The following is a 6,830-nucleotide window of genomic DNA, read 5'->3' as shown; positions in this document are numbered from 1 at the left end:
GCTTTGCCAGGTACTGAAAATCTGCCTGCAGCGAACTACACACTATAATACATCTCCATATAGACCTGATTTGACCGATCCTTGGCAAATGAAAATAAGGCTGGTTTAAAAAATGGGGGAATGCCAAGAAGCTTTTTTAGGTTGACAAGAATCAGATTTTTGTATTGCTGGAAAAAAGTGAAACAGACACAAATTCGGAACAAACAACACAATGGAAGTTTATAAGTTCAGCCTCTTGGCATTTGGCTATACACATGGAAATATGTTTTCAAGTGGGCTGCATAAATGATTAAAACATGGAAGAAGAATGTGGAGGTGTAATGCCCAGAATTTTTGACAACATAAACGAATCTCTACTAAGCTATCTTCAAGATACGCTTGAAAATTCTTACAGAGCCGATTTTTGCGTTGGCTATCTGAATCTGAAGGGATGGGCAAGCATTGATCGCAATGTTGACAAATGGAGCGGAGAAGACGGTGCCTGTGCCAGGGTTTTAGTGGGGATGCAAAAGCTTCCCATCGACGAATTGAAAGAAGCATCAAGAACTGTGAACAGCGCCCTTCCCATGGACATGAAAACATCTTTACAACTCAAAAAGAGGTGTGCCGAACAATTCAAGGAACAGCTCTTGGTTGGGGCTCCCACAAATGCCGATGAGGCAGCCCTGCGAAAGCTATCATCACAGCTAAAAGCCAAAAAGGTAATTGTAAAGCTGCATCTGTCCTTCAGGCTGCACGCCAAACTGTATTTAATGCACAAGGAAGACAAAAACACTCCCATTGTTGGCGTGATTGGAAGCAGTAACCTAACAATGTCCGGCTTGGAAAAGCAGGGCGAATTGAACGTTGACGTTTTGGATTCCGATGCCACCCAAAAACTACAAAAGTGGTTCAATGAAAGATGGGAAGACCAATACTGTTTGGATATTTCCGATGATCTGGTGGAAGTTATCGACAACAGCTGGGCTCGGGAAGAGCTGATCCCTCCCTACCACATCTACCTAAAAATGGTTTACCATTTGTCGCAGGAAGCAAGAGCCGGATTAAACGAATATAGGATTCCAAAAGCATTCAGAGACAAGCTGTTCCCCTTCCAGCAAGCCGCTGTGATGATTGCTGCCAAAAAGCTATATAAGCGCAATGGAGTTTTCATCGGAGACGTGGTTGGGCTTGGGAAAACCTACACCGCCTGTGCCGTGGCAAAAATCTTTGAAGAAGACTACTTCTATTCAACCCTCATAATTTGTCCCGCAAATCTGGTTGATATGTGGAAGGATTATATTTCCAAGTTCGATTTGAAGGCGGAGGTTATTTCCATAGGCGCTGCGCCCAATCACCTCAAAGACAAAAAACGCTTCAGGCTGGTTATAGTGGATGAAAGCCACAACCTCAGGAACCATAAAGGCAAGCGCTACAGAGCCATCAAGGAATATCTCAGCGAAAACGAAAGTAAGGTCATTCTGCTGTCTGCAACGCCCTACAACAAGGAATACAAGGATTTATCGAACCAACTCAGGCTTTTCATTTCCGATGATTTGGATTTGGGCATTAGCCCGGAGAACTACATTACAAAGATTGGTGGATACCACAAGTATGCCATGCAGCATCCTGAAACGCCCCTGCGCAGCATCAGAGCTTTTGAACACAGTGAATCTTCCGACGACTGGAAAGAGCTCACCAGATTGTATATGATTCGTCGAACCCGAACATTCATCAAGGAAAACTATGCCAAAGAAGATGAAAGAGGTGATAAATATCTTGGATTCCCCGATGGCAGGAGGTCATATTTCCCCCTCCGAACGCCCAAAAAGCTTGGTTATGAAATGCCGGAGGATGTGAGCCAAAATCAATATACAAGGCTTTACAACGAAGACCAAGTGGATAAAATCGGCTCTCTGATGCTTCCCCGCTACGGGCTGGCTTCCTATGTGGACGAAGCTAAACGTAAAGAATTGTCTGCAAAAGAAGATGAGATGGTAACAAACCTATCCCGCGCCGGAAAGAGGCTGATTGGCTTTTGCCGCACAAACCTGTTCAAGCGTTTGGAAAGCAGCGGATATTCCTATCTGCTCTCCCTGTGTCGCCATATTCAAAGAAACTATATATTCATCCACGCCATTGAAAACGATTTGCCGCTCCCCATTGGAAAAAACTATACGGAGCAGGTGAGCGCATATTTCGATCTTGACGACACGGACGACTTTGAAGACGACGCCGCTCAGGTTTCTTCCATTCAGTTCAATGATGACGAAAAACACTACATGGAAGAGGCAGAAAAGGCTTATGAACAGTTCAACGAATCCGGCATACGCAAAAAGTTTAATTGGATACCCAGTTCCCTTTTCACAGATGACTTGCTGAATGACCTGAAAAAAGACACAGCCACCCTGCTTAAAATTGTATCGGAGAACTGTTGCTGGGACCCAAATCAAGACCACCAGCTCCAAGCCCTGCACAAGCTGATCACAAAAACTCATCCCAAGGACAAAATACTGATTTTCACCCATTTTGCAGACACCGCCGAATATCTGCACAGGCAGCTGCAAAAAATGAACGTCTATCACATTGAAGTGGCAACTGGTGATTCCGCCAATCCCAGCGCAATTGCCAAAAAATTCAGCCCCATCAGCCATGAATTGAAGCCCGGTTTGGACGACATCAGGGTTTTGATTACCACCGACGTCCTGAGCGAAGGGCAAAACCTTCAGGATTGCCACATCATGCTAAACTACGACCTTCCCTGGGCGATAATCCGGCTGATTCAAAGAGCTGGGCGGATAGACAGGATTGGGCAGAATGCCAGGGAAATCCTCTGCTACAGCGTTTTTCCGGAAGATGGCGTTGAAGACGTGATACGAATCCGCTCCAGGCTGAGGGAAAGGATAAAAGAAAACGCCGAAGTTTTCGGCTCCGATGAAGTTTTCTTTGCAGGAGACCCGACCAATATTGCAGACCTCTACAACGAAAAAGCCGGAATTTTGGACGAAGAGACAGACACGGAAATAGACTTGGGCTCCTACGCCTATCAAATTTGGAAAAATGCCATCGATGCCGACAAAAATCTGGAAAAAATCATTCCGAATCTGCCCAATATCGTATATTCCTCAAAAGATGCAGCCAACCGAGGTGATGGCGTTATCATCTATGCCAGAACCCAGCACGACAACGACGTTTTGGCTTGGCTGGACATGAATGAAAACATAATTTCCCAATCCCAAAAAAGGATACTTGAAGTGGCGGCATGCGATAAAGACACTCGTGCCCTGCCAAAGCTGGAAGCACACCACGAAATTGTTGGAAAGGGAATCTCTCTTATCGATGTTTCCGAGCGCAACACAGAAGGCGCCCTGGGTAGAAAGGGAAGCATAAAAAGGCAGCTTTATGAAAGCTTGGTTGGGTTCATCAAGAATGAGGGAGACAGCATCTTTGTTACAAACACGCTGAAAAAGGCGGTTGAAGCCATCTACCGCTTTCCCCTGAAAGAAGAGGCAAAAACCCTCATCAGAAATTCCTTTAAGAACAAGGAACCGATAGACTATCTGGTAAGGCTGGTGGAAACCCTTTGGGAGGAAAACAAACTCTGCACAGAGCCGGATGAAGGCGGCTATTCCAAGGAACCCCGGATCATCTGCTCGATGGGCTTGGTGGAAAAGAAGGTTTGATATGGATAAAATCACATTTACAAATTTGGTCAGGCAATTCAGGTTCAAAGAGCTTTTCAACCAAATGGGCTGGGATAACGCCAACGAAAAGTTTCAGATTGACCACAAAGACATTAGCTACACGATTAGCGCCATCTGCGAAAAAAGCGGCTTTCGCTTTTTGCAATGCACGCCCCCTGATGGCATGGAGATTCCTCCAAAAAACGACAGAATGCGCATCCAATCCATCGTGAAGCGCAGATACTATGAGCACCTGCTGATTTTCACAGACCACAAAAGACAAAAACAAATTTGGCAATATGCCTACAGACCCGCAGGAAAGCCCATCAAAACGGTTGTAACAGAATATTACGTGCAGCAGGACCCCCAGCTTTTGTTCCAGCGAACCAGTGGGCTGGTCTTCACCATCGACGAGCAGGAAGACATCACCCTGGTGGACGTGACCACGCGCATGAGTGCCGCTGTGGACCAAAATTCCGAGAGGGTCACCAAAAAATTCTACGATGGCTTCAAAAAGCAGCACACAAAGTTTCTGTCCTTCATTTCGGGCATACCAGATGAATTTGACAAAAACTGGTACACCTCAGTGATGTTGAACCGCCTCATGTTTTGCTATTTCATCCAAAAACGCGGCTTTTTGGATGGCAACCTGGATTATCTTATGCACAAGCTGGAAACAGGTAGGTTGATTCACGGTGCCGACAAGTTCTACACCTTCTACCGCAGCTTTTTGCTGCAGCTGTTTCACAATGTGTTGGGCAGCCCGGAAAGAGAAGAACAGTCCGCCGAATTTGGCAAAATCCCCTTCTTAAACGGGGGCATATTTTCCGTGCACGAGCTTGAGGCAAAATATGAAGGTGAAATCCAAATCAAAGACGATGCCTTTGAAGCCCTGTTCAATTTCTTTGATGAATACAACTGGCATCTGGACACCAATATCACCGCCACAGGCAAAGACATCAATCCCGACGTGATTGGCTATATCTTTGAAAAATATATCAACGACCGGGCTCAAATGGGAGCCTATTACACCAAGGAAGACATCACCGACTACATCGGAAAAAACACAATCATACCCCACCTCTTTGATGAAGTCCAGCGCAACTATCCTCAAGCCTTCCAACCTGATGCAGAAATTTGGCAAAAGCTGAAAGCCAGCGAAGACCAATATATCCACAATGCAGTGAAGCATGGAATAAACCCTAAAGACATTTGGCAGGACCTGCCGGAAGACATCAAAGCAGGGCTGAACCCCCGGCAGGAAAACCTGGTGGAGCTCCGGCGCAGTTGGAACACAGCCGCCCCGGAAGAGCTGGCTTTGCCCACAGAGATTTGGCGCGAAACGATTGCCCGCAGGCAGCGTTATTTGGAGCTGAGACAGCTCATTTCAAACGGCGATATCCTCCAGATTAACGATTTGATTACCCACAATCTTGACATCCGGCAGTTTGCCCTCGATCTCATCAACGAAACTTCGGACTCCAAGCTCGTTTATAATTTCTATAAAGCCTTGAAATCAGTTACAATCCTGGACCCAACCTGCGGTTCCGGCGCTTTCCTGTTTGCCGCCATGAACATCTTGGAAGACCTCTATGAAGCCTGCATCGGCAGAATGGGAGATTTTGTGGAAGATAGTTCCGCATATTCTGCCAGCCACCTGAAAAAAGAGCTGAAAATTGTGGACGACCCTTCCCACCCTAACCTGCAATATTTCATCTACAAAAGCATCATCTTGAACAACCTCTATGGCGTGGATATCATGAACGAAGCTGTGGAAATTGCAAAGTTAAGGCTCTTTCTCAAGCTTGTGGCATGCGTTGACCCAGATCAAGCCGACCCGAACTATGGCTTGGAACCCCTGCCCGATATCGACTTCAATATCCGCTGTGGCAATACCCTTGTGGGCTACACAACTTGGGATGAAATTATCGAAGATATTGAAAGCGACGTCGTTAACGCTGTAAAATACAAAGAGAGCATTCCGCAGATGTGCGAACAAGTGGCATTGACCTTCAAGCGCTTCAAGGAATTGCAGTTGGAAGGCTCTCAAAACGAAGAGAGCTTTATTCCGGCTAAAACTGAACTCTCAAATCGCCTTAAAGAGCTTACCTCCACGCTGGATAGTATGCTCCATCAGCATTCTGCCACAAAACCATTTGACGAATGGAAAAAGAGCAACCAACCCTTCCATTGGTATGCGGAGTTTTATGAAATTATCCATCATAATCAGGGATTTGATGTAATAATTGGGAACCCGCCGTATGTGGAATCACGAAAAATCGGCTATTCATATAATGTTCGAGATATTCAAAAATGTGGAAATCTTTACGCATATGTAATGCACCGAAGCCGCTTATTGCAAAACAAGAAAGCATATTTTGGTATGATTATTCCCATTTCTCTTGCCAGCACACCCAGAATGTCAAATTTGAGATATTATTTTACTCAAACAAGCGGCACGTTATGGTGTAGTAACTTTGCAGATAGGCCTGGGTGTTTGTTCAAGGGTGTTCACCAGAAACTATCAGTTATTATTTGCACAATGAAGAAAAAAGATGAAACGCAGTGTAATCTTTATACTACACAATATTACCATTGGTATAGCTCGCATCCATCTGCATTAGAAGAATTGATGAGTACTTGCTATTACGTTGTTAATTCCGAAAGACAATATGGATGGTACAAATTTGGAAGTAACTTGGATACTCAAATATTAGGAAAACTAACAAAAAAGCTAAATGAGTTGCGGATTTCCTCCAACAAGTCGTATTCGATTTATTTAAATATGAGAATGATGTATTGGTGTAAATGTTTTGTATTTCCAATAGCGTCGAATGAATACAAGCAGTATGGTTATTCAGATGTTCAAATTCGTGATGCGGCGTGTGCAGCATTTAACTCAACTCTGTTTTTTTGGCTGTGGGAAGCAATCAGTGATGTATGGCATATAACAAATAAAGAACTCGAAGCATTCAATTATGGATGTCTCACGAACAATTTTGAATATATAGAAGAACTGTCAAAAGTGAATCAAATCTTAATGAGTGATTTGGAAAAAAACAAAAAATTCGTACAGACTAAACAAACGGATTATGAATATTATCATAGACTTTCTAAATCGATATTGGACAATTTAGATATTGTTTTAGGCCAGTTACTCAACTTGAG

2 protein-coding genes are annotated in these 6,830 nt (G+C 44.3%); both read left to right on the top strand.

Annotated elements, in window-relative coordinates; all coding sequences use genetic code 11:
• The first annotated feature begins 320 nt into the window (after positions 1-320).
• On the top strand, positions 321-3,662 hold the full coding sequence (locus GX135_02035; GenBank protein NLN84867.1) for a DEAD/DEAH box helicase family protein: 3,342 nt from the start codon (positions 321-323) through the stop codon (positions 3,660-3,662).
• A 1-nt stretch (position 3,663) separates the two neighbouring features.
• Positions 3,664-6,830, top strand: a 3,167-nt coding sequence (locus GX135_02030; GenBank protein NLN84866.1) for a hypothetical protein, incomplete at its 3' end; no start/stop codon positions are given.

Source organism: Candidatus Cloacimonadota bacterium (genome assembly GCA_012522635.1).
Lineage (GTDB): Bacteria > Cloacimonadota > Cloacimonadia > Cloacimonadales > Cloacimonadaceae > Syntrophosphaera.
The sequence above is the reverse complement of the archived record's forward strand: the minus strand, read 5'-3'. Positions and strand labels throughout refer to the sequence as shown.